The following is a 25,355-nucleotide window of genomic DNA, read 5'->3' as shown; positions in this document are numbered from 1 at the left end:
TGTTTCAGAATGTAACACCAAAGCGCGCGGCCAGCGTCTCGCCCTTGTCGGTACCGGCATAGGCGGGCAGCGCGTCGGTCACGCTCCAGTAGACGGCGTTGAGCTGGATGCGCGTAAAGCTGTTGAGGTACCAGTTGGCGCCAAGCGTCTCGGACCAGCCGTCCGCCGGGTCAGGCAGGTTGCGGAAGGAGACCTGCTCGTAGCGGGTGGTGAGCTCGATCGCGCCCGGTCCGCCATCAAAGACCGGCGCATGGACATGCGGACGCCCGAAACTGCCCACGCGCGGGTTATAGGGCGGCAGTTCGCCCGTCACGAACCACCCGGCCGAGAGACTGTAAGCCCGCGTGCGGAAATCAGGACGGCCCCCGTCAAGCCGCGCGCGCCGCTCCCCCCCTTCGGCCATGAACCAGACCGGCCCCTGATATCCGCCCAGTTCGAAGCCATAGCCGGTGGTGCCCGTTGCCCCTGTCAGCGCGCCGCTCTGGACGCGCAGCGCGCCGTTGAACCGCGTGTCGACGAAAGTGCTCGGGGAGATCGTGCGCGAAGCACCGTTGAGCGCTTCGTCGAAGCCCCAGGCCGCGACGTGCAGCAGCCCCCGATCCGAGTGCAGCGGATTGAGATGCAGGCGCGCCATCGCGGTGCGGCTGTCGCTCTGCGTATGGTCGGCATCGACGGTGTCGCCCGTCACCGTCACCGCAAGGTGGCCCGCCGGGAAATACAGCCGCCCCATCGCGCCCATGCCGAAATACCCCCGCTCGGGCGCGATCGCATCGGCAACCACGCTGCGCTCCATGAAGGGCGTGGAATCCGAGCCGGTGGAGCCATCGAAGGAGCGGTCGTTGAAGAGGTTGCCCGCCTGCACGTCGAAGCTGGTCTTCGCGCTGATGTTGTCGCGCCAGCCCAGCGAGGCGGCCATGATCTGCACCTTGCTCTGCCCCAGCTCCGCCTCGAGCTGGTAGAACAGGTGGGTGCCCACCCCGCCCTCGAAGCCCAGCCGCAGCGAGCGCATGCCCGTGGTGGTGATGTTGCGCGCATCGTGGTCCGAACCGAATGTCGTGCCGACATCGCTGAGGATACGTCCGCGCGGCTTGAAGCTGAACTGCCCGTCGGCCGAGTGGAACACGGGAAGCCCCGCCCCCCATTCGGTGGTGACACCCGCGTCCTTTGCCGCCTGCGCGCGCACGATGTCGCGCTCGACCGGGGTTGGCGTGATGAGCTGGGGGGCAAAGGGCAGCGTGACGACGCGCGCGTTCGCGCCCAGGCCGCTGTCCTTCTCCTCAGCCGACACGACAATGACCGAATCCGGGGCCTCCTCGGGGGTACTGTCAGCCCCACGACCTTCCAGCTGTTCGACCCGCGCGCGCAGATCGGCGATCTCCGCCGCCTGACGGCGCACCAGGTCGGCGAGCGTCTCCTGGGTGGGGGCCGCAGGTGCGGTCTGGGCGAGAGACGGGCTCGCCGCCACAATCGCAACGAGCGCACAACCGCATTTCAGCATTCGCATGGAGAGAGGGTTCCTTGGACTGAAACGGCGCCGCGCGGGTGACCCGGCGGGCGCCTGGAAGAAGGAGGCAAGACGCATCCGCACGCTTGCAGGAAAGGCACGCAAGGCCGCGCAATCAGGGAGATACTCCGCTTCGTGCACGGCCAACCGCGCGCTAAGAGCACGTCTGTCGAGGACTTGCGCGCAAGGGCGCGCGCCCTCCCTCGAAGGACGCAAGGACCGGAAGAAACGCAGGTATGGACGCAAGGCTGACACTCCTCCCGCCCGCACACGCCGCACCAGCCGGGCTCCGGAGCCGCTTGCGCTAAGTCCCCAGCCTGTCGCGAACCTTTCACGGAAAGACCCCCGCGTGCGTATCATGCTGGTCGAAGACGATGATCTGCTTGCCCGCAGCCTGTGCGACCTGCTGCGCGGTGCCGGCCATGCGGTCGATCATGTCTCCTGCGGCGAGGACGCGCTCCTCTTCGTCACCCACGAGCCTTACGCCGCACTGATCCTCGATGTGGGCCTACCCGACATCAACGGCTTCGAGGTGCTGCGCACGCTCCGCCGCCGCGGCGCGCGCGTTCCGGTGCTGATGCTGACTGCGCGCGATGGGCTCGACGACCGCGTGCGCGGACTGGATCTGGGCGCTGACGACTACCTGCGCAAGCCCTTCGCGCCCGAGGAACTGGAGGCCCGCGTGCGCGCCCTTGGTCGTCGGCGCGGGGGCGATCCGACCCCCGAAGTCACCATCGGCACGCTAACCGTCAACCGTTCCACCGGCGAGGCGAGCCTCGCTGGGCGCCCGCTCGACCTGCGCCGCCGCGAGGCCGCCGTACTCGATGCCCTGGCCACTCGGGCTGGGCAGATCGTGGTGCGCGAGATCCTGCAAGGCGAGGTCTTCGGTTTCGATGAGCCGGTCGGGCAGAACGCGCTGGAGGTCTACGTTACGCGCCTGCGCGCCAAGCTGGGGCCCGAGGGCCCGCGCATCCGCACCGTGCGCGGGATCGGCTACATGCTCGATGCCCGCTGAACCGCAGCGCGAAACCGGCGCCGCCCCCGAAGCCGACGCGCGCACGCCTGCCCTGCGTAGCCGCCTGCTGCTGGCGATGATTGCCCCTATGGCGGGCGTCGCCATCGTCCTTGCCCTGATCGGTGCGGTCATCGTCACGCGCGTGGTGCGCACAGGCAACGACCGCGTGCTGGGCGGGGCGCTCGCCGCGATCGCCGAAAGCGTGCAGGTCGAACATGGCAAGCTGCTCGTGTTTCCGCTCCATCCGGCCGCCCTTGCCATGCTGGAAACGCCTCAGGGCGATACCGTCACCTACCGCCTCGCCCTGGGCGCGCGCACGCTGTCCGGACGCCGCGACCTGCCCGCTCCCGAGGACATCACCGACCTGCCGCGCAGCGAACCGGCCTTCCGCTACGTCACGTATCAAGGGCTGCGCCTGCGCCTTGCCGAGATGCGCCGCCCGCTGCCCGGCCTTTCCGATCCGGTCCTTGTCCAGGTGGGCGAGACGCTGGGGCACCGCCAGGCCCTTCGCCACCGTCTCATTGCCGCGCTGGTCCTGGGCGAAGCCGTGCTGGTGGGCCTCGCTGTCTTCCTCCTGCGCCCCGCCCTCAGCTGGAGCCTGCGCCCGCTTGCGCGCCTTCGCGATGCCGTCGCCCGGCGCAAGGCACACGGCGCGCCCGACCTCTCCCCGCTCGATGCCGGGCCCCTGCCGCGCGAGCTGCGCCCCCTGGCCGAAGCCTTCGACAGCCTCCTTGCGCGTCTCGACCAGGCCACAGCCGGTATCCGGCGCTTCACCGCCGATGCCTCGCACCAGATGCGCACGCCCCTCTCGGCACTGAAAGTCCAGGTCGCACTCGCCCGGCGCGGCGATGCCAGGGCCCTTGCCGCCATCGCCGATGCGACCGAGCGGCTCGAACACCTGATGACCCAGCTGCTGGTTCTGGCCCGGGCCGAGGAAGCGGGCGTCCCCACGGCACGCGAGCAGGTGAACCTGCGCGAAGTGGCCATCGCCGTGGTCAATCGCCACATCGGCCAGGCCATCGATGCCGGCATCGACCTCGTGCTGGAAGCCCCGCAGGCGGGCGCCGTGTGTGTGCCCGGCCACCGTACGCTGGTCTTCGAGATCCTCGCCAACCTGATCGACAACGCGATCCGTTACGGCGCAAGCGCGCGCAACGCGACGATCACCGTCGCGATCACCGCGCCGGGCACGATCTCGGTGCGCGACACCGGCCCGGGCCTCTCGGAAACCGACCTTGCCCGGCTGGGTGCGCGCTTCGTGCGGCTGGAGAGCAGCGTGGGCACGCGCGGCAGTGGCCTCGGCTTTGCGATTGTGCGCTCGGCCGCGCGGCGCATGGAGGCCCGGGTCGAAGTCGCCAACGCGCACCCCGGCCTTCGCGTCACTCTCACCTTTCCCGAAGGGAGCTAGAAGGTTTCAGGAAGATATATCCGAGGGCCAGCGCCCTCAGGCTCCCCAAACTGTCCGCCTCACCTTTCGCGCGCCACCTTGGCTTGGAATGGTGAGGTCGCCCATTTGGGGGTCAAGGGGCGATGGCCCCTTGGATGGTCTTCCTCAATTCTCTTTTCCCTGCCCCATCGAGAGCGCGATTCCCTCTCCCGTCACGCAAGATGCCGCAGGCGAAAGCAGCCAGGCGATGACCTGCGCTGCGGCGGCAGGGGCGATCCATTTGCCGGGATCGGCATCGGGCATATCTGCGCGGTTGGTGGGGGTATCGAGGACCGTGGGCAGGACCGCGTTCACGCGGATGCCCTGAGGTTTCAACTGCGCGGCAAGCGCCTGCGTCAGCGCCATGACCCCGGCCTTGGATGCCGCATAAGCACCCATTCCCTCACCCGCATCGCGCGCCGCCGCCGCGCCGATGTTGACGATGGCACCGCCCGGCGCGAGTGTCTCCAGCACCGCCTCGCAGGTTGTCGTGGCCGTGTGCAGGTTGGTGCGGTACATCCGCTCGAACGTGGCCGGAGAACCCGGCCCCAGCGGCTCCCACACGAATCCGCCCGCAACATTGACGAGGCCGTCGAGCCCGCCCAGTTCCGTCACCATTCGCGCCACGGCGGGCCCGACCGCGGCCGCCTCGGTCAGATCGATGCCCCCCTCGGCAAGACCTTCGTAGCCATCCGGGCACGGTGCCATGTCGATCACGCCGACGCGGTGGCCTTCTCGGCAAAGCTGCGCGCAGACGGCGCGCCCCAGCACCCCGAAGCCGCCAGTGACGATATATCTGCCTGCCATCTGCTTTTCTCCCTGCCTGCCCGGCGCCGGACGACGCCCCACGTCTGCCTACGTGGTAGCCATGGCGGGGGACCGGGAACAAGCAGGAGGCGTATCGCAGCGCCGATATCGCCCGTGAATCAGAGTGTGGTGCAGCGCACCTGTGCGTCGCGCAGTTCGTAGCTCATCAGGGGCGCGTTCCAGAGCATTTCGGGCGGCTTCACCATAGCAACACCCGGCACGCGCAGCAGGCGGTCAATGAAGATGCGCGTCTCGTGGAGCGCGACCTGCCAGCCCGGACAGTGGTGGGCGCCATCGCCAAAGCTCATGAAGGTGCCCTGCTGCCCCTTGGCGCGGTCGGGATCGAGCGCATGGGGGCAGGCCCCGACCGCCGTTTCGTCCGCATTGACCGCACGCATGTCGACCACGAAGCGCGCGCCTTCGCGCAAGGCGCCCAGGCAAGTCTCGGGAAGGTCCTGCGCCGAGCGGCGATAGAGCAGCGCGGCAATCGGTTCGAGGCGCAGGATTTCGAGCAGGATGGCGAACTGCCGCTCCTCGTCGGCGGCGAGGAAGTCCGCGCGCAATTCGTCGCGCTCGAACATGTACCAGGCCACCATCACGATGAACTCGCGCGTGGTGACCATCCCGGCCGTGGCGTAAGTCATGCACTCGATCATGATCGCCTTGTCGGAATAGCCCTTGGCGAGGCACTGCGAGATGATGTCCTCGCCCGGTTCCTCGCGCCGGACCCGCACGGCCGGACGCACGTCCTTCACGTAGAAGCGGTACCCGTACCACGAGCGCAGAAGCAGGTTCTTCCAGCGTGCCAGACCCTTGGCGTTGTTGAACGAGGCGCGCAGAAGCACTGCGATACGCGGTGCCATCTCGTGCGGATCGCTTTGCGAGAGCCCGACGATCTTGGAAGCCACAGCCACCGCAAGCTCGAAGCTGATCTCGTCAAGCCGGGCCTCACCCCGCGCCCGAAAATCGGCAAGGAGGCGGTCGGTGGTGGCTTCCATCACCGCCTGGTACCGCTCGGAAATCGCGCGCGGGGTAAAGAAGCGCGCAATTGCCGCGCGCCGGGTCTTGTGCGGCTTGCCGTCGAGATAGAAGACGGGGACCTGTTCGGGATCGCCCACATCCACTTCATCCGCGCCCGCTCCGTCCTGCAGGACCTGCGTGTGGCGCAGCATCTCACGCGCGGCGGCAAAGGTCGTCACTTTCTGCGCACCGTCCTCGACACGCAGGTTCGCCTCGGCCAGCGCCGCCGACTTGCGCTCGTCCACTTGGGCCTCCATCACCGCCTTCTCCCTTCGCGTAACCCGCTCATGTGCCCAGAACCCGGCTGCGGGCCTCCAGGATGTCTGCGAGATGATTGACCGGATCGCCGGTAGTGACCCCGCCTTCGACCGGAAGCGCGATGCCGGTAATCTGCGCGGCGCGGTCACTGGCAAGGAACAGCGCGGCCTGCGCGACATCCTCGGGACTGCCGCGCCGTTTGAGCGGCTGGTTCGAGAGGTAGATCGCGTCGATTTCCTGGCTCAGCTGTGCCAGGTTATCGGTCCCGGAGCCTTCCTCGAACGAACTGAGCGGCGTGCGAATATGGCCCGGGACCAGGCAGTTCACCCGGATGCCGTGGCGCGCCAGGTCGATCGCGGCCGACTTGCTGAAATGGATGAGCCCCGCCTTCGAGGCGCGGTAGGTCATCATCGCCTGGCCCGCGAGCACGCCAGCGATCGAGGCGTTGTTGAGGATCGCGCCGCCCCCTCCCTGCCGTTTCATCGCGCGCGCGGCCGCCTGCGTGCCCACCATCGGCCCGAACAGGTTGACGCCCACGACCTTGGCGAAGTCCTCCAGCGTATCGTCAAGGAAGTCGGGAAAGGCACCGCAGGCGATCCCCGCGTTGTTGAACATGACATCGAGCCGCCCGAAACGCTCCACCGCGAAGTCGACCAGCGCCTTCACCTCACCCTTCTGCGCCACGTCCACCCGGCGGAAGACCGCCACGGGACCAAGCTCCGCGCACAGGCTCTCCCCCGCATCTGTGTCGACATCGGCGACAATCACCCGCGCGCCCTCGGCCACGAACAGGTCGACGGTGGCCTTGCCGATCCCGCCCGCACCGCCCGTGACGATGGCGACCTTGCCGTCCAGTTCCCCAGCCATGGTCAGTCGTTCAAGGTGAAGGTGACGGGCAGGCTCTCCATCGAGCGTGTCGCCACGGTGGGCAGATAGGCGATGTCCTCCTCGGCTATGGCAAGGCGCACGTCGGCGAACTTGCGCACGAGCAGCCGCGCGGCGACCTTGATTTCCATGCGCGCGAGCGCCAGCCCGACGCACTTGTGCACCCCGCCCCCGAAGCTCACGTGCTTCATGATGTTCTTGCGCTCCATGTCGAAGCGGCGCGGTTCGGGAAAGATCTCGGGCTCGTCGTTGGCCGAGGCGTAGAGCAGCAGGAGATGCGCCCCTTCGGGCAGCATGCGCCCGCCCAGTTCGACCTCCTTCGTCGTCATCCGGCTGAGCCCGCGCACGGGCGGCTCGATGCGCAGGAGTTCCTCGACAAAGCGGTTCATCAGCCGGTCGTCATCGGCCGAGGCACGCAGCATCTCGGCAACAGCGGGCTCGGTCGCCAAGATCAGGACGAGGTTGGAAAGCGCGGTCGCGGTGGTCTCGTTGCCCGCGATCAGGAGCGCACGGATGAGCGAGACCGCCTCCTCGAAAGTCAGCACCGAACCTTCCCCCTCACCGTCGCGGGCGTGGACGATGTCCGAGATCATGTCCTCACGCGGATCGGCCTCGCGTTCGCGCATCTTGGCGATAAGGTACCGTTGCAACTCACAGATCTGCGCGGCGTGCCCCAGCATTTCCTCACGGTCCTGCATGCGCCCGATCTGGGCGGTAACCGCCGTCGACCAGCGCGCGATCCTGTCCTTGATCGACCAGTCGAGCCCCAGCTGCTCGCAGATGATGCGGATGGTGAGCGGCTGCGCAAAATCGGTGACGGCGTCCATCGCGCCCTTGTCCGCGAGTTCGGCGAGAAGCCCGTCGACGACCGCCTCGATGCGCGGCTCAAGGTCCTTCACGCGGTGCGCGGTGAAGGCGCTTTCCATCAGCTTGCGCACGCGCGTATGGTAAGGCGGATCGGACATGATCGCGTCGGGGAAGTAGCCGCCGCCCTTCTCGCGCAGGATCTGCTGAAACTCCTCGGCAAAGCCCTTGGCCTGCTGGGTATGGTACCCCTTGTTGACCGAAAACGTCAGCGGATCGCGCTGTACCGTCTGAATATCCTCCCAGCGCGAGACGAGGTACATGTCGAGCGCCGCGTCATAATGCACCGGATCGAGCTTGCGCATGGCCGCGTAGAAGCGGCGCGGCTGCTTGTGCACGACCGGGTCGAGCAGGGTCGCCTCTTCGACGAGGCGCGCGTCCTCCCCTTCCGGGCCCGGTCTGGCCTGCGTGTCGTCGTTCGCCGCGTCTCGCACGATAGTCATGTCCTCTCCCCAATCCTCGTGTCCACTCTCGGATTGCTGGCCCTTGCACAGTGCGCCCAGGCGTACCCTTGCACCATGCCTGCAGCGCGCCCCGCACTTGTCTCTGCGGGCAATGCCCCCGCGCTCAAAGCTCGGGCGCGACCTCGGCGATCAGGCCGTCGAGCCCTGGATGCAGTGTGATCTGGCAGGACAGGCGGCTCGTCGGGCGGCGGATGTCCTCGACCATGTCGAGCATGTCCTCCTCGACCGGATCGGGTGTCCCCACCGCCGCGCTCCACGCCGCATCGATGTAGAGATGGCAGGTGGCACATGAGCACGCACCGCCGCATTCGGCGATGATGCCCTTCACGTCGTGGCGGCGGGCCAGTTCCATCAGGGTCTCCCCCTCGGCCCCGTCCTCGATTTCCACGACCGATCCCTCGATGTCGGTCAGCGTGACGCAAATCTCGCCCATGCGTTTCGCCCTCCCAGATGGCTTTCCTCGAGATAAGCCCATGGCGGGTCTGTGTGAAAGGCGCGAAAGCACGTCCGCTGCGAACATCGCCGGACCGAATTGTACGCTTCGCATTTGCCGCCAAGCCCGCCTTTTCCGCGAAATTTCGCAAAGGGCAGCACCTGCGGCCAAGTGGGCCTGCCGCTGCAGTCATTCGGACCTGCTCCCCGCAGGTCTAGGCTCTGCCCCCAGGACGCGCGCGGCGACGCGCGGCACGAAAAGGCGGGAAAGGAACCGAAACGGCATGACGGCAACGCTGATCTGCAACGCGCGCATCTTCGATGGCACCGGCGCGAACCCCTTTCCCGGCGCGCTGCGCGTGGAGGACAATCGCATCGCCGAGGTCGGCGCACTCGACCCGCGCGAGGGCGATACGGTCATCGATGCGGGTGGGCGCTTCCTGATGCCCGGCATGGTCGAGGGCCACGCCCACCTTTCCTTCGAGAACGTCTGCGCGACCGAAGACCTCATCAAACCGCCCCCCGAAGCCCAGTGCTTTGCCACCGCACGCGGCGCAGCAGCCCTGCTGGAGGCAGGCTTCACCAGCGCCTACGGCGCGTCCGAAGCGCGCCTGCGCCTTGCCGTCGCGGTGCGTGATGAAGTCAACGCCGGGCGCCTGGCCGGCCCGCGCATCCGCGCCGGGGGTCTGGAAATCAGCGTCACCGGCGCGATGGGGGACGAAGCGCGCGAACACGATCCGCGCACCGGCCCTTCCAGCATCGTCGATGGCGTCGAGGAAATGCGCAAGATGGTGCGCCTGCACTGCCGCGAGGGCGTCGACAACATCAAGATCGACGTCTCGGGCGACCCGTTCTACCCCGGCACGCCCGGCCACACGACGCCCATGACCTTCGAGGAAGTGCGCGTCGCGGCCGAGACGGCGCACGCCTACGGGCGCCGGATCAACGCCCACACCCGCTCGATCGAGGGCTCCAAGCGCTGCGTGCGCGCAGGCGTCGATGCGCTGTTCCACTGCGAGTACGCCGACGAGGAGCTGCTCGACATGATGGAAGAGGCGAAGGAGCGCATCTTCGTCGTCCCCACGGTCGGCCTGTTCCACCAGATCATGGCGGGCGAGGCGGCCGGGCATGGCCTCTCGGCCGAGGTGGGGGACTACATGAACATCCCCGAACTGCTCGAAAACAGCTGCCGCACCCACACCGAATTGCGCAAGCGCGGCGTGCGCCACCTGATCGGGGGCGACTACGGCTTTGGCTGGAGCCCGCAGGGCACGCAAGGGCGCGATATCGAATTCTTCATCGACTACTATGGCTACTCCCCGCAAGACGCCTTGGTCTGCGCCACGGCGAACGGGGGCCTGGCGATGATGGGGGATGGCACTTTGGGTACCCTGCAACCGGGCAAGCTTGCCGATCTCATCCTTGTCGACGGCGATCCGCTTGCCGATCCGCGCGTCCTGCAGGGGCCCGGCCACATTGCCCTCGTCATGAAGGACGGGGCGCTGTGCAAGTCTTCGCTTCCCCCCGTCCCGGCCGGGCAGCGCACCGCGCCCGAAGCGGTGACGCCCTGACTTTCCTTTTGAGGAGACCTCCACGATGAACCTCGAAACCGGCCCCTTGCGCCCCGGCGAAGCCCGCCACCCTGCCGAGAGCACGCAGGACATCATCGCGCGTGACCGCAACACAGCGCCCCAATGGGCCCGCGATGTCAGCTACACGTACCTGGGCAGCGAAGACGTCTCGAAGGACCGCTACACCAGGGCCGAATTCGCCGACGGCGAGTTCGCGCGCCTCTGGCCGCGCACCTGGCAGATGGCCTGCCGCGAGGACCACATTCCCGAAGTGGGCGACTACTATGTCTACGACCTCGGATCCTACAGCTTCATCGTGGTGCGCAGCGCCGAGAACGAGATCAAGGCGCACTACAACGCGTGCCTCCACCGCGGTACCAAGCTCAAGCCCTCGGCGACCGAAGGCTTTGCGATGAACCTCAAGTGCCCGTTCCACGGCTGGACCTGGAACCTCGACGGCACGCTCGCCGAAATCCCGGAGAAGTGGGATTTTGCCCATACGAAGACACGCCGGATGTGCCTGCCCCAGGCCCGCGTCGCCCGGCTCGGCGGGTTCGTGTGGGTCAACATGGACCCGGCCGCCCCTTCGCTCGAGGACTATCTCGGCCCCGAGGCCCTCGCCCATCTCACGGCCTGGAAACTGGAGGATCGCTACATCTACCTCCACGTCCAGAAGAGCTATCCTGCCAACTGGAAGCTCACCATGGAAGCCTTCATGGAGGCCTACCACGTGGGCGACACGCACCCCCAGGTCGCGCCCGCCAACGGCGACGTCAATTCGCAGTACGACGTCTATGGCGCACACGTCGACCGCTTCATATCGACCCTGGGCGTGGTCAGCCCCAAGCTGCGCGAGCGCTACAGCGAGGCCGACATCATCGCCAACTTCACGCTGGGCGACAGTTCGGCGCTAGGCGGCGCGCGGCCCGAACTGAAGGAGGGCGAGCGTGCCCGCCAGGTCATGGCCGACATGTTCCGCGAGATGTTCGAAAGCGCGAGCGATACCGATCTCTCGCACGTCTCGGACACCGAACTGCTCGACACCTACAGCTACACCTTCTTCCCCAACCTGTTCCTCTTCCCGGGCATCTCGCTGCCGATGATCTACCGCTTCCGGCCCGACGCGCGCGACCACCGCCGCACCATCTACGAGGTCATGTTCATGCGCCCCAAGCCGCGCAGTGGCGACTTCGAGACCGCCGAGGTGCAGGTCCTCGCTGATCACCAGTCCTTTGCCGAGGCACAGGGCATGGACCCGGGTTTCGGCCGTATTCTCGATCAGGACACCGACAACCTCCACGCCCAGCAGGAAGGTCTGGAAGCCAGCGCCAAGGCCGGGCTGACCCTTGCCGACTACCAGGAGATCCGGGTGCGCCACTTCGAGCAGACGGTCGATCGCTACATGGCGATGACCCCCTTCTCGGCGAAACTCGAGGACCTCCAGCCCTGACATGAAAACAGACGGACACAGGCCATGACCGCGCTTTCCGGCACCACCATCATCGAAACCGCCGAGCGCGTGTGCGGCGAATGGACGGCCCGGCTCCTTGCCGACTTCGGCGCCGAGGTCATCAAGGTCGAACGGCCGGGAGGTTCGCCCACGCGCTGCTTCGGCCCGCCCCTCGCCAACGGGGCCAGCGCCGTCTTCGCCTATGCCAACACCGGCAAGAAGTCGGTCGTGCTCGACCTGGAAACGCCCGAAGGCCGCGCCGCGCTTGAACGCCTGCTCGCGCGCGCCGATGCCCTGATCGATGACCATACCCCGGCCTGGTGCGCAAGACGGGCCCTTGGGCCCGAGGACCTCACGGCCCGCTTCCCCCGGCTCGTCCACTGCCACATCACCCCCTTCGGGCAGGATGCGCCTGCGGACATGGCCCGTGCCTTTCCGATCAACATCGCGGCTGCAGGCGGCTGGGCCTGGCACACGCCGAGCGAAAGCGACGACCGTGATCCCCCGCTGATGGGCGCAAGCCCCTTCATGCCCGATTTCGACACCGGCTACGACGCCGCGCTGGCCACTGCCGCCAGCCTTTTCCACCAGCGCCGCACCGGAGAAGGACAGGCCATCGACCTCAGCGAAGTCGCCGTGCAGTTGAGCCGCGCCGACGTGGTGCTGGGCCGTGTGCTCGCAGGTGACGACGAGCCCAGCCACTCGCGCCGCCGCTACGACATGGGCGGGCCGGGCCGCGTCTTTGCCTGCGCGGACGGGCACGTCCATCTCATCATGACCACCGCGCGCCACTGGCGCGGACTGCTGGGCCTGATGGGCGATCCCGCCTGGGGCCAGGAATTTCCCGAGGACTGGCTGGAGTTCCACTGCACGCCCGATCGGGTGGCGACCTTTCGCGAGCATTTCCGAAGCTGGGTCGCGGACAAGCCACGCGATGTAATCACGCATGAGGCGCACCGGCGCGGCGTCATGCTCGCCCCTGTCAATCTGGCGCCCGATCTCTTCGCCAATCCGCAGTACCGCCACCGTGGCTTCTTCCAGGCGCTGGAGGGGATCGATACCCCCGCCGCGCCCTACCGCATGACCGCCTCACCGGCCCGTCTCACCCGTCCTGCGCCCGAACCCGGTGCCGATGACCGGGAGATCGCCGCATGAACGGACATACACGCGGCGGTCCGCTTGCCGGTATCCGGGTGCTGGCCATCGCCAAGGTCTGGGCCGGGCCCTACACCGCGAAGCTCCTTGGCCAGCTCGGCGCCGAGGTACTCAAGGTGGAAAGCACCTCCTCGCTCGACGAGATGCGCGCCTACGGCGGGCTCGACATCGAACACGCGCCCTATTTCCTCAGCCAGAACACCGAGGCGCTGAGCGTGCGCGTCAACATGAAGAGCGCCGAGGGGCTCGCCCGGCTGAAGGACATGATCGCGATCAGCGACATCGTGCTCGACAATCTGCGCCCGGGCGCAATGGCCAAGCTCGGCCTGTCTTTTCCCGAGATGCAGGCCATCCGGCCCGACATCATCCACGTCTCGATAAAGATGTACGGAAGCGACGGCCCGCTTGGGCAGCAGACCGGCTATGCCCCGAGCTTCGGCGCAATCGGCGGTGTCACCGGGCTCGTCGGCCACGAAGGCGGCTTGCCCGAAGGCATGAACATCCGCTTTGGCGACACCAGCGCGGGCGCGGCCGCGGCCTTTGCCGCCGTTGCCGCGCTGCACCACCGCGAACGCACCGGCGAGGGCCAGCAAGTCGACCTCTCCGCCGTCGAGACGATGTCCAGCCTCGTCGGCGACCGCCTCTTGGAATACGCCCTGACCGGAGACGTCCCGCGCCACAGGGGCAATGCCCACGATGCCCTGGCCCCACACGGCTTCTTTCCCTGCGCCCAGAACGGCTGGATCTCGATTGTCTGCGAGGCGGAGCGCGACTGGCAGGCCCTGTGCGATGGGCTCGACAGCCCGGCCCTGGCAAAGGACCCACGCTTTGCAAGCCTCTCCCAGCGTCTGGCCCATCGCGGCGAACTGGAGGTCGACCTCGCCGCATTGACCGCTGCGCACGAGGCCTGCGACCTGGGTGCGCGGCTGCGCGCGGCAGGGGTCGCGGCCTATCCGGCCGCCTCCTCGCTCGACCTCATGGCCAGCGACACCTTCTGGAGCAACGGCACCTACCGCACCGTCCTCAATGGCAACGGCGATGCACGCCCCGTGGTCGGGCCAAGCTGGCGCATGGCACCCGGCGAGGCCGACATTGCAAATGGCGCCCCGACGCTTGGCCAGCACGACGACTATGTCTATCGCGAGCTTCTCGGCCTTGAGGAGGCCGAGTACGACCGCCTCAAGGCCAATGGCGCGATCAGCTGAGCCGCCTCACAGCCGCGTCGCCCCCAGCGCCTCGGGCGCGAGGTAACGGGTAGAGGATATCCCGCCATCGACCGCGATGGTCTGGCCGTTCACGAAACCGGACCGGTCCGAACACAGGAAGACCACCATCTCGGCAATGTCCTGCGCCGTGCAGTCGCGGGTCAGCGGGGTGAACTCGTGGTTGATCCGCCGGAAGGCATCGGCCTCCCAGAAGCTTTCGGTCATGCCCGTCTTCACGACGGTCGGGGCTACGTAGTTGCTGCGGATGCCGCGCGGGCCGTATTCCGCCGCCATCGTCTGCATGAGCCCGATCTGCCCGGCCTTGACCGCGCTATAGGCCCCGCCCCCGCAGGTGCCATAGAGCCCCCATGTCGAGCCGATGAAGATCACCGCACCGCCCATGCCGTCAGCCCCCAAGTGCGCCAGCGCCTCGCGGCACAGCCGGAACGGCGCGCGCAGCGAAATGCCCAGCACTTCGTCGAGCATCGCGTCGGTGGTCGCATCGACCGGGCCGATGTTGAAGGAGCCTGCGTTGTTGACGACAAAGTCGATCCGCCCGAAGCGCTCCAGGGCCCGGGCCACCACCGCGGCAGGTCCCGAATCGGCGGCAAGATCGGCCACCGCGTAATCGAACTCCATCTCCCCCTCGAGCCGCGCCTTGAGATCGGCGAGTGCAGCCTCGGTGCGCCCCGTTCCCAGGACCGCAACGCCCTCTTCGCCGAAACGCCGCACGATTGCCTCGCCAATCCCACCGGCCGCGCCCGTCACGATGGCCACCTTGCGCGCGTTCATGCCACGATCTCTCCTTGATGTGCCGTTCGGTCTTCGCCCCCGCGTGCGGACGCACTGTTTTCCGCCCGCTCGGCAATGTCGTTGGCCGCGACGAACCCGAAGGTGAGCGCAGGTCCGATGGTGGCCCCGGCGCCCGGGTAGCAGTCCCCGAAGGGCGATCCCGCGCAGTTGCCCGCCGCGTAGAGATTGCCGATCGGCACGCCTGCCCCATCGAGCACACGCGCGCGTTCGTCGCAGCGCAGCCCCCCCTTGGTGCCCAGATCCCCGTTGTTGATCGGCACCGCGTAGAACGGCGCCTTCGCAATGGCCCCAAGGCACGGATTGGGCGCCACGGTGGGGTCGCCGAACATCCGGTCATAGGCATTGCCCCCGCGCCCGAACTCGGGATCGGTCCCGCTCGCGGCGTGGGCGTTCATCCTGGCAACGCTCTTCTCCAGCGCGTCGACAGGCACATGGATCTGACGGGCAAGGTCCGCCAGGCTCTCGGCGCGGAAGAGGTAGTGCCCCCACCAGTCACCCGGCACCTTGGCATCGGGCATCAGCACATTGGGCATCAGGCCCCCTGCACTGAACTTCTCCCGGAAGGTCGCATCGAAAACAAGCCAGCACGGGCAATTCGCGCCCGTCGCCAGCTGGTCGGCGACCATGGCCTGCCCGAAGCGGTCATAACCCGTCGCCTCGTTGACGAAGCGCACGCCCTTGCGATTGACGCACAGGCTGTGCGGGCGACCAACGTCAAAGGCGGCCTGGTGGATCTCGTGAAAGTTGGCAGCCCGGGGCATCGGCAGCTGCATGGTCGGGATCCACCAGCCCTGTTCGGTGTGCTCGGTGCTCGCCCCGATCTTCTCACCCGCGATCAGCGCCTCACCGCGGTTGGCGTCCTCCGGGGTGGAGCTGTGGCGAGTGCGGCCGGGGACGGGGTAGAAACGCTCGCGCAGTTGCTGGTTCCACTCGAACCCGCCCGCGGCCAGCACCACGCCATGGCGCGCGGCGATGGTGTAACGGCGGCCATAGCTGTCGACCTCCAGCGCGCAGACGCGCCCTTGCGCATCGGTGTGCAATTCGACGAGCGCGGTCTCGGTGCGCAGTTCCACCCCGCGTGCCAGCACCTTCTCATAGATCTCACCCATCAGCGCGGCACCTTGCGTGAAGCGCCGGTCGCGCCGTCCCACCTTGCGCGTCTCCCGGTCGAGCCAGTAGCGGCGCAGGATATTGGTGACCGTGCGCCGCCAGCCCTTGGCCTGCATCATCAGCGTGAACGTCTCGGTGAGGTCCATGGCGTAGCGCCCGAACAGCTTGAAGCGGTTGTACTGCTCGCGCATCGCCGGGTAGACGCTGTCGCCCAGCCGCCGCCCGTCAAAGGTGGGCACGACCAGCGAGCGGTCGCTGCGCGCGCCGGGCCGGTCGGGGAAATAGTCCGGCCAGACGCCCGAGGCGACAGGCACGCCCGTGGCGTTCAGGAACGAGAGCATCAGGGGCGCCATGTCCACGTAGGCCTCGAGGCGCGCTTCATTCACCGGCACCGTGATGATCGCGCGCAGGTATTCGAGCGCCGCCTCACGGGTGTCGCCCACGTCGCCATCAAGGCCGTGGTTGGGGACCCACATGACCCCGCCCGAGACCGCCGAAGTCCCGCCGAACTTGCGCTCCTTCTCGACGATGAGGACCGAGAGGCCGCGCTCCGCCGCGCGCAGGGCCGCCATCGCGCCCGCCGCGCCGGAGCCAACGACGACGACATCAAAGCTCTCCTGCGCACTCACGAGCGGGGCACTCCCTCAAGGTGCGAGCCGGGCGGGAAGATGAAGTATTCGAGGAAATGTCCGGTCTCCGCGCGCGCATCGAAGTAGGCGTATTCGCCGCCCATCGTCTCGGCGGCGACGGGGCGGGTGTAGCGTGCCCTTGCGGCCTCCAGCTGCCGGTCAAAGTCGGCGCGCTGCGCGAAGTGGCGGCCCAGATGGTGGAAGCGCTTGGCATAGCCCGTTTCAGGAAGGCCCGCGCGGTAGACCGCGCAATCGCCTGCGACCGGCTCGATCACCTCGAACTGCAGGTCCCCTTTGAAGGCAAGTGCGAAGTGGCAGACCGCCTTCGTGCCGGGTCCTGTATCGAACTCGGCCTCGGGCATCTCCATCCAGGCGGCGATATCGTGCTGCGCGCCCAGTTCCTCCAGCGCGCGCCGCCAGTCAGTCGTGACATAGGCGAATTGATAGTAGTCCTGCTGCGCCATCGCTCTCTCCCGATGTTCGTGCCTGGCGGTTCAGCCGCCCTTTCTGAATTCCTGTGCGCGGCCGGTTTCGCGGCCGTGTTGCCATTGATCGCGCGGGCGAATTGCGCGCGGGCGAATTGCGCGCCGGGCCCCTCGCGCGGCATGCCCAAAGGCATGACCGACACCAGCTACACGGCCGCCGCCCCGCTCGATTCGCTGCCCGAAGGCGGCGTTGCCAAGGTCGACATCGACGGGATCTCGATCCTCCTGTGCCGCAGCAAGGGGCAGGTCTTCGCGGTGCGCAACAAGTGCAGCCATGCCGACGAGGAACTGGCCTGCGGGCGCATGCGCAGCGGCTGGATCGCCTGCCCCGCGCACGGCGCGCGCTTCCGCCTCGAAACCGGCGAGGCGATGAACCCGCCCGCGACCGAGCCGATCCAGACCTTCCCGGTGCGGGTTGTCGAAGGCATGATCGAGGTGAAGGTCTGACGCCACCAGACGCGCCCCTGCCTAGGCCGCGCCCTGCGCCAGGAGGCGCTCGGCCAGAGTGCGGATCGCGGCGGGCTTCACCTTCTCGTTGCCGGTGATCGCAAAGTCCTCCTCCCGGCAAACCAGGACCTGGCGGGGCACCTTGAAACTGGCGAGCCGGGCCTTGAGGTGCGCAATCAGCGCGTCCTCGTCGATCACGGTCCCCGCGATGGGCACGAGGCAGGTCACGACCCGCTCGCCCAGCAGCGCATCGGCCACCCCCACGGTCTGCGCGCGCTTCACGCCGGGCCAGTTGGCGACCAGCTCGTCGATCTCCTCGGGGGCGACATTGGCCCCGCCGGTCTTGATCATCGCGGTCAGCCGCCCCTCCCAGAAGAACCGCCCCTGTGCATCGACGCGCCCGCCATCACCGGTGCAGTAGAAACCCTGGGCATCGAAACAGTCCTCGTTCCGCTTGCCCAGGTACCCGCTCATCAGCGTTGGTCCCTTGATGCACATCTCGCCATGCGCACCTACCGGCACGACGGCGCGCGTCTCGGGATCGACGATCTTGAGTTCGTTGCCGGGCAGGGGCACGCCGTAACTGCCCGCATAGTCCTCTTCGCGCGCATGATGGCCGATCGAAGTGCACAGCGACATGGTCTCGGTCGTCCCGAAGGTCTGCGGCACGTCCCAGTCGGCGGTGCAGGTGGGATGGGCGTAGACCAGTTCCCCGCGTGGCACGTAACGCAGCGAGGACAGGTCGGCCCCGTCCCATTTCGGCGAGGCCTGAAGGCGCGCCCACTGGTGCGGGCGGCCATTGGCAAATGTAACGTCCTCGGCCTCGATCACGCGCAGCGCCTCGTCCGCGTCGAAATAGCGCTGGAGGACCACGCAGCCCCCCGTCGAAAGGCCAGTGCCCACCACCATCGAGATATTGCCCGACCAGAAAAAGCCGTTGCCCGTCCAGGCGCGCACGGGCTCTGTCATTCCGAACAGGCGCGGCCAGCGCCACCACTGGATTGCGAAGGCCTGCTGGCTATGCGCGATGCCCTTGGGCAGGCTGGTCGTGCCCGAGGAGAAGAAGATGCCGCCCGGATCCTCGGGCGTAACCTGGGCAAGACGTGCATCGACGGCTCCTGCGGAGACACCCTCCCCGCCCGCGCGCCACTCCGCCCAGTCGCGAATGGCCCCGCGCGGCGCCCCGCCAAGAGCCACAAGCGTGCGCAAGGCCGGGAAACGGGCCGAGCCGAAGGTTTCGGGCGCGGTGGCCGCCAGCGCGGGCTCCAGGTCCTCCAGCATGGCCACGAAGTCCGTCTTGAGAACGCGCGCCTCGAACAGCAGCGTGCGGATCTCGGACGCCGAGATCAGGTGCGCCAATTCTTCCGGCGTGGAAAAGGTGGAGAGCGCCACCGCGACACCGCCCGCGAGCGCGATGCCGAAGAAGGCCGAGAGGAATTCAGGCCGGTTAGTCATCAGGATACCGATCCGCGCGCCCGGCTCCATGCCTTGCGCCAGGAGCGCGCGGGCCGTTGTCCCGGCCTCGTCCCAAAGTGCGTCATAGGTCCAGGAAAGCCGCTCGCCTCCCTCGTTGAAGGCGACCGCTTCGGCCGGACCATAGCGCGCCGTCACCTCGCGCAGATAGCCCCCGATGGTGCGCGCGCCGATGCCGGGCTCCTCGTCCAGCGGGATCGCGACAACGTGCGAGAGGCCGCTGTCCCCGGGCGCCTCGCGCACCAGGTCAGAAAGCACGCTCATCGCACGTGGGGCAGCGCGACATCGGCGCTGCCGGTCAGGATCGTGTCGCCGTCCTGCGTAGTCAGGCGGGTCTTGATGCGCACCGTCGGCATGCCGAATTCGCTGGTCTCGAACTTGTCGACAACCTCGCCCTCGAAGAAGGTGACGTCGCCTTCGAAGGCGGGTTTGCGAAACTGCGTCTTCGAATGCCAGACATAGCCCCCGTGGCCGGCCCAGTAGGCCACGTAGTCAAGATGCCACGCGTTCATCGAGGCCCCGTAACCATAGGTCCCGCCCATGCCGATCTTCTCGGCCTTGGCCGGGTTCAGGTGGCCACTGGAGGGACCGTAATAGAGCCCGTCCTTCTGGCGCGGATCGATCTTCTGCGCCTCGAAATCATAGGTCATGTCCTTGTCGAACCCGGCGTTCTCCTTGGCCGGATCCTGATACCCCTCGGGCGGGTTCCAACGCCAGGTGCCCCAGATGTTCTGGCGGTGCGCGCGGTACTCGAAACCGAAGGTGAGCGGCGTATGCGGACCGATCACCCGGCGCGGGAGCGTGTCGCCCACCGTGACCGCGTGCCAGTTGGGCGTCGCGCCCTCACGGTTGGAAAGGATCCAGTCGAGCCGGATGCGGTCGATCTCCTCCATCTCGGCGGCGGTCCAGCTTTTTACCCCGCGGCTTTCCTTGCCATAGACCCCGCGCCGGTTGGCCTCTTCGCGCAGGTAGCGGATCGAGGTCGCGCGTTCCTTGGCAAAGAGCGTGCCGTCCTCGCGGTAATGATAGGTGTCCCCGTCCGAGAACATGGTGGGCCCGGCAAAGCTGGTGTCACTCACCTTGTAGCCGGCAAAGAAGCGTTCCTGACGCAGGAAGTCGCCGGGCCGGATGCGCCCGCCGTAGAACCACCATTCCTCCCCCCCGAAGATGAGGTGGGTGCCCGGCACGTTGCCGATGCACGAGGGATGGCAGCCGTGGCCATAGTCCATCGCGACGGTAAAGCTCTGCGGGGCGATGATCCCCCCAAATCGCGAGGCGCGCGCGGCTTCCTCGTCGTAATGGAGCGGGTTCGCGTAATCGAGCGCCTGGACCCAGCGGCGGATCTCGGTCGCGCTGGCAGGGTCCCACATCTCGGCAAAGACGACCTGCTTGCCGACGTAGCGGTCGACATCGCGGGTATCGAGGATGAGGTCGGTCTCGGGGCTGGTCTGCGCCATGGTCAGTGCCTTCAATCGATGGGTTCAGGAGCGCCGCGCCCGACATAGTCAGCGAGCACGCGGTGGAAGTTGACGATGGCCTTTTCCTCGACCGGACTGGGGTAGATCCCTGCAAAGGCGCGCGAACGTAGGCCCTGCTGGACCGCCTCCATGTTCGAGAAATCCTGGCACAGGACCTTGCGCCAGTTCGCCTCGGTCATTTCCGGGCGGTAGAGGTTCTCGGGCCGCGGCTCCTCGCCTTCGGGGAACTTCTCGAGCGTATAGACCTCGAAGATGCAGCGGTTGGGGTCCTCGCCGCAGGGCCGTGCGCGGTAACACAGTGCGAAGACCGGGCCATGCACGATCACGGTGTTGGGAAAGATGTGCAGGACATTGCCGACCTTGGCGAAATGGGCCGGGTCGATCTGGGGCCAGAGCACGCCGCGCTTGGCGTCCTCCTCGATCGTGCGCTTCATGAGGTGCATCTGCACCTCGCCGGGCGGGGTACCTTCGGGCAGTTCGCTGGGCAGGAGATTGGCGACATCGACCATGGTCTGCGTGGTCGTCGCGTTCACTTCCTCCCACAGCTGGTTGAGCGAGTGCTTGAGCCCCTCGCGCATGTCCGCCGCGCCGGCCGCCCCGCTGCTTGCGCCGCCCGAGCCTTCGCGCGCAGCCGAGCCGAACACCCCGTGCAGGCCCCAGGCATCGCTCCAGGTCGGCTTGACCGAAAACTTGGTCAGTTGCGGGTGGGTGCCTGCAACATGATAGCCCTCGTTGAAGGCCTCGATGGCGACTTTCCAGTTGCAGGGAAAGTGCAGGTACTGGCGCCAGCGATAGCGCATCTTGCCAAATTCGAACGGAGCCAGGTTGCTCGCCACCTCGCCCAGGTAATCGGCGAGCGGCGGTGCATCCTCGTCCATCGTCACAAAGACCCACCCGCCCCAGGTCGCCGCGCGCACTTTCAGGAGCGGCACGTCCTCCTTGCCGAGCGCCCCGTCCCAGGCCTCGCCCCGCGTCATGCCAAGGCACGCGCCCGACAGGTCCCAGCTCCAGGCGTGGAAGGGACAGGTAAAGCCCTTCTTGTTGCCGCAGCCTTCGGTCAGGCGTCGCCCACGGTGGCGGCACAGGTTGTGAAAGGCGCGGATTTCCCCGTCCTGCCCGCGCACGACGATGACCGAGTCCTCGGCGATGTCATAAGTGACGTAGTCCCCGGGCGCCGCGATCTCCTCCTCGCGGCAGGCTATCTGCCAAACCCGCGGCCAGAGCCGCTCGGCCTCGGCCCGCGCGTAGTCGGGGGAGACATAGGCCTCGTTCCCGATGCGGACCGCGCGGTCGATCAACCGCTTCTCGACGCTTGCCTGCACGCTCATCGCATTTCCTCTCCGGTTTTCATCTCCGGGACCTGCCGAACCTAGGCGATGACCTCGCCAATGGCCTCGCCCGGAGCGCAAGCATCGCTCGCCCGATCCCTGAACTCAGGCAGCGTGCGAGCGACGAGCCCGCGCCACGCGGCGATGCTTTCCTCCTTCACCGGACCGTAGCCACGCACGCGGCTCACGCTCTCGGCGATCTCGATGGCAAGCGCGGCATTCTGCACGCTCAGCCCTTGCGCCAGTTCGAGCAGGAGTGCCCCGTACTCCTGCACCAGAGCGCGCTCCGCCCGCCGCTCGGCGCTGTAGCCAAAGGGATCGAAAGGCCCACCGCGCAGGCGTTTCCCGCGCGCCAACAGACGCAGCGGTGGGAATATCCAGGACCCGAGGCGGATCTTGCGCGGTCGTCCGGTCTTGCGGTCACGGCCCAGCGGCAGGAAGGGCGGCGCCAGGTTGAGCGCAATGCGCACGTCCCCGTCGAACGCCGCGTCCACAGAGCGCGCAAATTCGGGCCGGGTGTAGAGCCGGGCGACCTCGTACTCGTCCTTGTAGGCCATGAGCCGGGCGAGCTGGCGCGCGGCCGTGCACAGGAACCTGTCCCCCGCGTCCCCGGCCTCCGGCGAAATCCCGGCGCGCAGGTCCGCCATCTTCTCCCGATAGGCGCGCGCGTAGGCCGCATCCTGATAGGCCTCGAGATGCCCCGCACGGCGGTCGAGGACCGCCTCCAGCGTCTCCGGCTCGTCCCGGCCCGTGTCCGACAGGCCTGCCAGACGCTCCAGACGGCCCGGATCGTGCGCGGCCAACCGGCCCAGCGCAAGCGCCTTGCAATTGGCCGCAACCGCCGTGCCGTTCAGGGCCAGCGCCTCCTCGATCGCGGCCAAGGAAACGGGCAGGAGGCCCTTCTGCGCCGTATAGCCGACCATGAAGAAATTGGTGAAGATCGCATCGCCCAGGAGCGCGCTCGCCAGTTCGCCCGCGTGCACCGCAAAGGCGCGCGCGGGATCGCCCCTCTGCTCCAGCGCGGAGAGGAAGCGCGCCGCCGACAGGTCGAGGCCGGAGTTGGTCTGGAACTCGGCCGTGGGCGCGACATCCTCGTTGGCGACCAGCGTGGTCCCGGGCCCCTGTGCGCGCCGCACGTCGGGCGCACTCGCCACGACGAGATCACAGGCGAGGATAACGTCGGCCTGCTCGGTACCGACCCGCGCGCAGGGGATCTGCGCAGGCTCGGGCGCGATGCGCAGGTGGCTGACGACCGCGCCGCCCTTTTGCGCCATGCCGGTCATGTCGAGGAGGCTCGCCGCCTTGCCCTCGATCTGTGCGGCCATCGCCAAAACCGCACCAACGGTGAGAACACCTGTCCCGCCAATCCCGGTGACGAGCATGTCGAAGCCCTGCGCGCACGACACGCGCGCCGGTTCGGGCAGGGCCGCAAGCTCGTCCTCAAGCCCGGCGAGGTCCGCCATGCGCCTGGCCGGGCGCCCACCCTCCACGGTCACGAAGGAGGGGCAAAAGCCCTTAATGCAACTGAAGTCCTTGTTGCAGGTCGACTGGTTGATGCGGCGCTTGCGGCCCCATTCGGTTTCGACCGGCTCGATGCTGAGGCAGTTGGACTGAACCGAGCAATCACCGCAGCCCTCGCACACCGCCGCGTTGATGAAGAGGCGTCTATCGGGATCGGCGAGCTGGCCGCGCTTGCGGCGGCGGCGCTTCTCGTTGGCGCAGGTCTGCTCGTAGAGGATCGCCGAGGTGCCCTTCACCTCGCGCAGGTCTCGCTGCACGCGTTCCAGCTCGTCGCGGTGGAGGACGCGCACCTTGGCAGGCAGACCATCGCGCGCGAAGGCCTCGGGCGCCTCGCTCACGACCACGACCGGATCGACGCCTTCTGTCACCAGTTCGCGCACGATCTGCTGCGGGGTGAGGCCCCCCTCCATCGGCTGCCCCCCGGTCATCGCGACGGCATCGTTGTAGAGGATCTTGTAGGTGACCGCGCTCTTCGCCGCGACCGAGGCGCGGATCGCCAGCAGCCCGGAATGGGTGAACGTGCCATCGCCCAGGTTCTGGAAATAGTGCGGGGTGTCGACGAAATGCTGCGCGGCAATCCAGGGCGTGCCCTCGCTCCCCATGCCCACCGTCTGCATCGTGCGGCGGCCGGGCATGTAGTGGGCAAGGCCATGGCATCCGGTCGCCCCCATCGCCGAACTGCCCTCGGGAACTTGGGTGCTGCGGTTGTGGGGACAGCCCGAGCAGAAGTAGGCCGGACGCGCCGCGACCATCGACAGGCCTTGCGCGCGCCCGTCGGCTGCCGCCAGGGCCTCGGCCTGCGCATCCAGCGGTGCATCGCTGCGGCCCAGATCCCGCAATCGCCTGACCAGCCCGGCGCGCACCTGGCTCGGGTCCAGCACGCCCTCGGCGCGCAGCAGGGGCCTGCCCTGCGGATCGGTCTTGCCCGAAAGCGCAGGAGCCTGCGATGCGCCGTAGAGGATCCGCGCGATCTGGTCCTCGATCCAGCCGCGCTTCTCCTCGATCACCAGGACTTCGCGCGCAGGTGCGCAGACATGCTTCACGATCTCGGGATCGACCGGCCAGGTCAGCGCGAGTTTCAGGACGGTGATACCCAGTTCCCGGCACCGCGCCGCATCGAGGCCAAGATCGAGCAGCGCCTGCGCGGTATCAAGCCAGGCCTTGCCCGCCGTCACGATGACAAGCCCTCCGCGCGTGTCGGCGTGCCCATGCGTCACCCGGTCAAGCCGGTTCGCGCGCACAAAGGCTTGCGCCGCGGGCAGGCGATGGCGCACCGTCAGCGCTTCCTGTTCCAGCGCGGACATGCCTTCGCGCAAATTGCGGACCGGGCCGAGCGCGTTCGGGATATGGATGGGGAAGGTCCAGCCCGGCAGATCTACACTGGCCGTCAGATCGAGCGTGTCAGTTACCGCCTTCATCCCGCAGTAGAGCCCGGAATGGCGCGAAAGTGCCCAACCGTACTGCCCATAGGCGAGGATCTCGCCGTTGGTGGCGGGATAGAGCGTGGGCACGAAGGCCGCGGCCAGGTTCTGGTCGGACTGGTGCGCGCTGGCCGAGCTTTTGGCCGCATGGTCATCGCCCGCCAGCAGAAGCACGCCGCCCCGGTGCGCTGCGCCTTCCAGGTTGCCCAGCTTGATCGCCTCGTGCGCGCGGTCGACACCAATGCCCTTGGCGTACCACAGCGCGAAGACCCCCTCGACACGCGGCGTGCCGAACCAGCCCAGCTGCTGCGCGCCGCGCAGCGAAGTCGCGGCCAATTCCTCGTTGAGGCCCGGCTCGAAACGGATGTCATGTTCGGCCAGCAATTCGCCCGCGCCCCAGAGTTGCGCGTCGAGCGTCGTCACCGGCGAGCCCCTGTAGCCGGTCACATAGCCCGCACTCGCCACCCCCTCGTCCCGGTCGCGCCGCGCCTGGTCGAGCAGGAGGCGCACATAGGCCTGCAAGGCGCCGATCTGGATGCGCCCGCTCTCCTCGACATACTTGTCGGTGAGCGTGGTGACGCTCTTGGTCACGCG

General features: G+C 67.7%; 20 protein-coding genes. 7 read left to right on the top strand and 13 right to left on the bottom strand.

Translation table 11 applies throughout. The features are described 5' to 3' along the window. Positions 1–4 precede the first annotated feature (4 nt). Positions 5–1,504 carry an OprO/OprP family phosphate-selective porin gene (locus tag LC060_RS00940; RefSeq protein ID WP_226631948.1) on the bottom strand — a complete coding sequence of 500 codons (1,500 nt, stop codon included), beginning with the start codon at positions 1,502–1,504 and terminating at the stop codon, positions 5–7. 349 nt (positions 1,505–1,853) lie between these two features. Here LC060_RS00940 and LC060_RS00935 point away from each other — a divergent pair, with 349 nt between their 5' ends. Together LC060_RS00935 and LC060_RS00930 are read left to right on the top strand one after the other, a co-directional pair. Next, entirely contained in the window at positions 1,854–2,519 is a 666-nt protein-coding gene (locus LC060_RS00935) for a response regulator (RefSeq protein ID WP_226631947.1), read from the top strand. Beyond that, the gene (locus tag LC060_RS00930; protein WP_226631946.1) at positions 2,509–3,927 is read left to right on the top strand and encodes a sensor histidine kinase; all 1,419 of its coding nucleotides are present in this window, start codon (positions 2,509–2,511) and stop codon (positions 3,925–3,927) included. The genes LC060_RS00935 and LC060_RS00930 overlap by 11 nt, the downstream gene beginning before the upstream one ends. 144 nt (positions 3,928–4,071) lie before the next feature. Here the strand turns inward: LC060_RS00930 and LC060_RS00925 are convergent, their stop codons facing one another. The 5 genes from LC060_RS00925 to LC060_RS00905 form a co-directional block, all read right to left on the bottom strand. Continuing rightward, positions 4,072–4,752 (bottom strand): SDR family oxidoreductase, encoded by a 681-nt coding sequence (locus LC060_RS00925; RefSeq protein ID WP_226631945.1) that lies wholly within the window; start codon positions 4,750–4,752, stop codon positions 4,072–4,074. A gap of 119 nt (positions 4,753–4,871) precedes the next feature. Further along, a complete protein-coding gene (locus LC060_RS00920) occupies positions 4,872–6,029 on the bottom strand; it encodes a cytochrome P450 (RefSeq protein WP_226633565.1) in 1,158 nt (385 codons plus the stop codon). Positions 6,030–6,057: 28 nt separating this feature from the next. Continuing rightward, complete coding sequence (locus tag LC060_RS00915; RefSeq protein ID WP_226631944.1) at positions 6,058–6,897, bottom strand: SDR family NAD(P)-dependent oxidoreductase; 840 nt, start codon at positions 6,895–6,897, stop codon at positions 6,058–6,060. Positions 6,898–6,899: 2 nt separating this feature from the next. Continuing rightward, positions 6,900–8,222, bottom strand: a complete 1,323-nt coding sequence (locus LC060_RS00910) for a cytochrome P450 (protein WP_226631943.1) — start codon at positions 8,220–8,222, stop codon at positions 6,900–6,902. A 124-nt stretch (positions 8,223–8,346) separates the two neighbouring features. Next, positions 8,347–8,676 (bottom strand): 2Fe-2S iron-sulfur cluster-binding protein, encoded by a 330-nt coding sequence (locus LC060_RS00905; protein WP_226631942.1) that lies wholly within the window; start codon positions 8,674–8,676, stop codon positions 8,347–8,349. Positions 8,677–8,959: 283 nt separating this feature from the next. Here LC060_RS00905 and LC060_RS00900 point away from each other — a divergent pair, with 283 nt between their 5' ends. From LC060_RS00900 to LC060_RS00885, 4 genes are read left to right on the top strand one after another with little or no spacing between them, the layout of a single operon-like run. Next, on the top strand, positions 8,960–10,246 hold the full coding sequence (locus LC060_RS00900; RefSeq protein WP_226631941.1) for a metal-dependent hydrolase family protein: 1,287 nt from the start codon (positions 8,960–8,962) through the stop codon (positions 10,244–10,246). Between the two features lie 25 nt (positions 10,247–10,271). Next, on the top strand, positions 10,272–11,696 hold the full coding sequence (locus LC060_RS00895; RefSeq protein WP_226631940.1) for an aromatic ring-hydroxylating oxygenase subunit alpha: 1,425 nt from the start codon (positions 10,272–10,274) through the stop codon (positions 11,694–11,696). A 24-nt stretch (positions 11,697–11,720) separates the two neighbouring features. Continuing rightward, positions 11,721–12,851 carry a CaiB/BaiF CoA transferase family protein gene (locus LC060_RS00890; protein ID WP_226631939.1) on the top strand — a complete coding sequence of 377 codons (1,131 nt, stop codon included), beginning with the start codon at positions 11,721–11,723 and terminating at the stop codon, positions 12,849–12,851. Next, a complete protein-coding gene (locus tag LC060_RS00885) occupies positions 12,848–14,056 on the top strand; it encodes a CaiB/BaiF CoA transferase family protein (RefSeq protein ID WP_226631938.1) in 1,209 nt (402 codons plus the stop codon). Before LC060_RS00890 ends, LC060_RS00885 begins: the two co-directional genes overlap by 4 nt. Positions 14,057–14,062: 6 nt before the next feature. Here the strand turns inward: LC060_RS00885 and LC060_RS00880 are convergent, their stop codons facing one another. From LC060_RS00880 to LC060_RS00870, 3 genes are read right to left on the bottom strand one after another with little or no spacing between them, the layout of a single operon-like run. Then, entirely contained in the window at positions 14,063–14,848 is a 786-nt protein-coding gene (locus tag LC060_RS00880) for an SDR family NAD(P)-dependent oxidoreductase (protein ID WP_226631937.1), read from the bottom strand. Further along, the gene (locus LC060_RS00875) at positions 14,845–16,608 is read right to left on the bottom strand and encodes an FAD-dependent oxidoreductase (protein WP_226631936.1); all 1,764 of its coding nucleotides are present in this window, start codon (positions 16,606–16,608) and stop codon (positions 14,845–14,847) included. The genes LC060_RS00880 and LC060_RS00875 overlap by 4 nt, the downstream gene beginning before the upstream one ends. Then, a complete protein-coding gene (locus LC060_RS00870) occupies positions 16,605–17,072 on the bottom strand; it encodes a VOC family protein (RefSeq protein WP_226631935.1) in 468 nt (155 codons plus the stop codon). Before LC060_RS00870 ends, LC060_RS00875 begins: the two co-directional genes overlap by 4 nt. 153 nt (positions 17,073–17,225) lie before the next feature. On the opposite strand from LC060_RS00870, the gene LC060_RS00865 reads away from it, so the two are divergent. Then, complete coding sequence (locus LC060_RS00865) at positions 17,226–17,540, top strand: Rieske (2Fe-2S) protein (RefSeq protein ID WP_226631934.1); 315 nt, start codon at positions 17,226–17,228, stop codon at positions 17,538–17,540. A gap of 21 nt (positions 17,541–17,561) precedes the next feature. Here the strand turns inward: LC060_RS00865 and LC060_RS00860 are convergent, their stop codons facing one another. The 4 genes from LC060_RS00860 to LC060_RS00845 are packed head-to-tail and all read right to left on the bottom strand — an operon-like array spanning position 17,562 to position 25,352. Continuing rightward, entirely contained in the window at positions 17,562–19,277 is a 1,716-nt protein-coding gene (locus LC060_RS00860; protein WP_226631933.1) for a class I adenylate-forming enzyme family protein, read from the bottom strand. Beyond that, positions 19,274–20,470, bottom strand: a complete 1,197-nt coding sequence (locus tag LC060_RS00855) for a MaoC family dehydratase N-terminal domain-containing protein (protein WP_226631932.1) — start codon at positions 20,468–20,470, stop codon at positions 19,274–19,276. The genes LC060_RS00860 and LC060_RS00855 overlap by 4 nt, the downstream gene beginning before the upstream one ends. 11 nt (positions 20,471–20,481) lie before the next feature. After that, positions 20,482–21,819: an aromatic ring-hydroxylating oxygenase subunit alpha gene (locus LC060_RS00850; protein WP_226631931.1), complete on the bottom strand. Its 1,338-nt coding sequence runs from the start codon at positions 21,817–21,819 to the stop codon at positions 20,482–20,484. A gap of 41 nt (positions 21,820–21,860) precedes the next feature. Beyond that, the gene (locus tag LC060_RS00845; protein ID WP_226631930.1) at positions 21,861–25,352 is read right to left on the bottom strand and encodes an indolepyruvate ferredoxin oxidoreductase family protein; all 3,492 of its coding nucleotides are present in this window, start codon (positions 25,350–25,352) and stop codon (positions 21,861–21,863) included. Positions 25,353–25,355: the final 3 nt, after the last annotated feature.

Origin of the sequence: Novosphingobium profundi (assembly GCF_020524485.1) — a bacterium.
Taxonomy (GTDB): Bacteria; Pseudomonadota; Alphaproteobacteria; order Sphingomonadales; family Sphingomonadaceae; genus Novosphingobium; species Novosphingobium profundi_A.
The sequence above is the reverse complement of the archived record's forward strand: the minus strand, read 5'-3'. Positions and strand labels throughout refer to the sequence as shown.

Bases quoted from the DNA above. Each gene is read 5' to 3' on its own strand.
- LC060_RS00940 (WP_226631948.1), bottom strand. From the start codon at position 1,504: ATGCGAATGCTGAAATGCGGTTGTGCGCTCGTTGCGATTGTGGCGGCG.
- LC060_RS00930 (WP_226631946.1), top strand. From the start codon at position 2,509: ATGCCCGCTGAACCGCAGCGCGAAACCGGCGCCGCCCCCGAAGCCGAC.
- LC060_RS00925 (WP_226631945.1), bottom strand. From the start codon at position 4,752: ATGGCAGGCAGATATATCGTCACTGGCGGCTTCGGGGTGCTGGGGCGC.
- LC060_RS00920 (WP_226633565.1), bottom strand. From the start codon at position 6,029: ATGGAGGCCCAAGTGGACGAGCGCAAGTCGGCGGCGCTGGCCGAGGCG.
- LC060_RS00915 (WP_226631944.1), bottom strand. From the start codon at position 6,897: ATGGCTGGGGAACTGGACGGCAAGGTCGCCATCGTCACGGGCGGTGCG.
- LC060_RS00910 (WP_226631943.1), bottom strand. From the start codon at position 8,222: ATGACTATCGTGCGAGACGCGGCGAACGACGACACGCAGGCCAGACCG.
- LC060_RS00905 (WP_226631942.1), bottom strand. From the start codon at position 8,676: ATGGGCGAGATTTGCGTCACGCTGACCGACATCGAGGGATCGGTCGTG.
- LC060_RS00900 (WP_226631941.1), top strand. From the start codon at position 8,960: ATGACGGCAACGCTGATCTGCAACGCGCGCATCTTCGATGGCACCGGC.
- LC060_RS00895 (WP_226631940.1), top strand. From the start codon at position 10,272: ATGAACCTCGAAACCGGCCCCTTGCGCCCCGGCGAAGCCCGCCACCCT.
- LC060_RS00890 (WP_226631939.1), top strand. From the start codon at position 11,721: ATGACCGCGCTTTCCGGCACCACCATCATCGAAACCGCCGAGCGCGTG.
- LC060_RS00885 (WP_226631938.1), top strand. From the start codon at position 12,848: ATGAACGGACATACACGCGGCGGTCCGCTTGCCGGTATCCGGGTGCTG.
- LC060_RS00880 (WP_226631937.1), bottom strand. From the start codon at position 14,848: ATGAACGCGCGCAAGGTGGCCATCGTGACGGGCGCGGCCGGTGGGATT.
- LC060_RS00870 (WP_226631935.1), bottom strand. From the start codon at position 17,072: ATGGCGCAGCAGGACTACTATCAATTCGCCTATGTCACGACTGACTGG.
- LC060_RS00865 (WP_226631934.1), top strand. From the start codon at position 17,226: ATGACCGACACCAGCTACACGGCCGCCGCCCCGCTCGATTCGCTGCCC.
- LC060_RS00860 (WP_226631933.1), bottom strand. From the start codon at position 19,277: ATGAGCGTGCTTTCTGACCTGGTGCGCGAGGCGCCCGGGGACAGCGGC.
- LC060_RS00855 (WP_226631932.1), bottom strand. From the start codon at position 20,470: ATGGCGCAGACCAGCCCCGAGACCGACCTCATCCTCGATACCCGCGAT.
- LC060_RS00850 (WP_226631931.1), bottom strand. From the start codon at position 21,819: ATGAGCGTGCAGGCAAGCGTCGAGAAGCGGTTGATCGACCGCGCGGTC.